Raw genomic sequence first — 3063 nt, 5'->3', positions numbered from 1 at the left:
TTCGTCGCGATGGGCTGGGAATTGGCCGAGGGTCCCGAAGTCGAGACGGAACAATTCAACTTCGACGCCCTGAACTTCCCGGCCGACCACCCGGCGCGCAGCGAGCAGGACACGTTCTACATCGCGCCGGACGATTCCCGGCAGCTGCTGCGCACCCACACCTCGCCGGTGCAGGTGCGCACCCTGCTGGCTCACGAGCTGCCGGTGTACATCATCTCCATCGGCCGCACGTTTCGCACCGACGAACTCGACGCCACCCACACGCCCGTCTTCCATCAGGTCGAGGGGCTGGCGGTGGATCGCGGGCTGTCCATGGCGCACCTGCGGGGCACCCTCGACGCGTTCGCCCGCGCGGAGTTCGGCCCCGAGGCCCGCACCCGGATCCGGCCGCACTTCTTCCCGTTCACCGAACCCTCCGCCGAGGTCGACGTCTGGTTCGTCGGCAAGAAGGGCGGCGCGGGCTGGGTCGAATGGGGCGGCTGCGGCATGGTGCACCCGAACGTGTTGCGGGCCGCGGGGATCGACCCCGAGGTGTACTCCGGGTTCGCGTTCGGGATGGGCCTGGAACGCACCCTGCAGTTCCGCAACGGCATCCCCGACATGCGCGACATGGTCGAGGGCGACGTCCGGTTCTCCCTGCCCTTCGGGGTGGGTGCCTGATGCGCATCCCCTACAGCTGGTTGCGGGAGATCGTGGCAGCCGGCGCCCCGGACTGGGACGCCGCCCCCGCCGACCTCGAACAGACGCTGGTGGGCATCGGCCACGAGGTCGAGGAGGTCGTCACGCTCGGCCCCGTCGACGGGCCGCTGACCGTCGGACGGGTGGCCGGCATCGAGGAGCTGACCGGGTTCAAGAAGCCGATCCGCGCCTGCCGGGTCGACGTCGGCGAGTCCGAGCCACGCGATATCGTTTGCGGTGCAACGAATTTCGTCGTCGGCGACCTGGTGGTCGTGGCGCTGCCGGGCACCACGCTGCCCGGCGGGTTCGCCATTACGGCGCGCAAGACCTACGGCCGCGAGTCCGACGGCATGATCTGCTCGGCGGCCGAATTGGGTTTGGGCGCCGACCATTCCGGCATCCTGGTGTTGCCGCCGGGCACCGCCGACCCGGGCGCCGACGGCGCCGCGGTGCTGGGGTTGGACGACGTGGTCTTCCACCTGGCGATCACCCCCGACCGCGGCTACTGCATGTCGGTGCGCGGGCTGGCCCGCGAGATCGCCTGCGCCTACGGCCTCGACTTCGTCGATCCCGCAGACGTGAAGCAGTTGCCCGCCAACGGCGAGGCCTGGCCGTTGACCGTGCAGCCCGAAACCGGTGTCCGCCGGTTCGCCCTGCGCCCGGTGACCGGCATCGACCCCGCCGCCGTGTCGCCCTGGTGGCTGCAGCGGCGGCTGTTGCTGGCCGGCATCCGCGCGGCCTCCCCGGCGGTGGACGTCACCAACTACGTGATGCTCGAGCTCGGCCACCCGATGCACGCGCACGACCGCGACCGCATCTCCGGGGGCCTCGGCGTGCGGTTCGCCCGCCCCGGCGAGACCGTCGTCACCCTCGACGACGTCGAGCGCCGGCTCGATCCGGCCGACGTCCTCATCGTCGACGACCGGGCGACCGCGGCGATCGGCGGCGTGATGGGCGCGGCGAGCACCGAGGTCCGCGCCGATTCCACGAACGTGCTACTGGAGGCCGCCGTGTGGGACCCGGCCGCCGTCTCGCGCACGCAGCGCCGTCTGCACCTGCCCAGCGAGGCGGCCCGGCGCTACGAACGCGGGGTGGACCCGGCGATCTCGGTCGCCGCCCTGGACCGCTGCGCCGCGCTGCTCGTCGACATCGCCGGGGGAGCGGTGTCGGACGAGTTGACCGATTGGCGGGGCGAGCCGCCGACCGACGACTGGTCGCTCCCGCCGATCCGGATCCCCGCCGACCTGCCCGACCGCGTCGCCGGGGTCGCCTACCCGCCGGGCACCGCGGCGCGGCGGCTGGCGCAGATCGGGGCCTCGGTGAGCGATGACGGCGAAACGCTGATCGTGACGCCGCCGAGCTGGCGGCCCGACCTGGTGCAGCCCGCCGACCTCGTCGAGGAGGTGCTGCGCCTGGAGGGGCTGGAAGCCATCCCGTCGGTGCTGCCCGCCGCTCCGGCGGGCCGGGGCCTCACCGCGAGGCAGAAGCGTCGCCGCGCCATCGGCAGATCGCTCGCCCAGTCCGGCTACGTCGAGATCCTGCCGACGCCGTTCCTGCCCGCCGGCGTGTTCGACCTGTGGGGCCTGCCGGCCGACGATCCCCGGCGCTCGACCACCCGGGTGCTCAACCCGCTGGAGGCCGACCGCCCGCACCTCGCGACCACACTGCTGCCCGCGCTGCTGGAAGCGTTGGTGCGCAACGTGTCCCGCGGTCTGGTGGACGTCGCGTTGTACGCGCTGGCGCAGGTTGTGCAACCGACCGAGCAGACCCGCGGCGTCCAGCCGATCCCCGTGCACCGGCGGCCCACCGACGAAGAGGTCGCCATGCTGGACGCCTCGTTGCCCCGGCAACCGCAGCATGTGGCCGTGGTGCTGGCGGGACTGCGGGAGCGGCGCGGCCCGTGGGGTCCCGGCCGCCGGGTCGAAGCCGCCGACGCGTTCGAGGCGGCCCGCATCATCGCCCGCGCCAGCGGGGTCGAGGTGAGCCTGCGGGCGGCCCAGCACCTGCCGTGGCACCCCGGCCGCTGCGCCGAGGTGCTCGTCGGGGAGACGGTCGTCGGCCACGCCGGCCAGCTACACCCGGCGGTCATCGAGCGCTCCGGACTGCCCAAAGGCGCCTGCGCTGTCGAGCTCGACCTCGACGCGATCCCGATCGTCGAGGCGCTGCCCGCACCCAGGGTGTCGCCCTTCCCGGCCGTCTTCCAGGACGTCAGCCTGGTGGTGCCCGCGCACGTGCCGGCTCAGGCGGTGGCCGACGCCGTCCGGGAGGGCGCCGGCGAGCTGCTGGAAGACCTGCAACTCTTCGACGTCTTCACCGGCCCGCAGGTCGGGGAGGACCGCAAATCGCTGACCTTCGCGCTGCGGTTCCGGGCGCCGGACCGCACCC

General features: G+C 73.1%; 2 protein-coding genes. Both read left to right on the top strand.

The window, feature by feature from the left end; genetic code table 11:
* Positions 1–660, top strand: a 660-nt coding sequence (pheS, locus tag A9X05_RS00035; RefSeq protein ID WP_067778328.1) for a phenylalanine--tRNA ligase subunit alpha, incomplete at its 5' end; no start/stop codon positions are given.
* The coding region (pheT, locus tag A9X05_RS00030; RefSeq protein WP_067778326.1) for a phenylalanine--tRNA ligase subunit beta at positions 660–3063 on the top strand (2404 nt) is incomplete at its 3' end. The genes pheS and pheT, both read left to right, overlap by 1 nt.

Source organism: Mycobacterium sp. E3298, from assembly GCF_001666895.1.
Classification (GTDB): domain Bacteria; phylum Actinomycetota; class Actinomycetes; order Mycobacteriales; family Mycobacteriaceae; genus Mycobacterium.
Note: the sequence above shows the minus strand (reverse complement) of the source record. Positions and strands in the feature narration are given on the sequence as shown.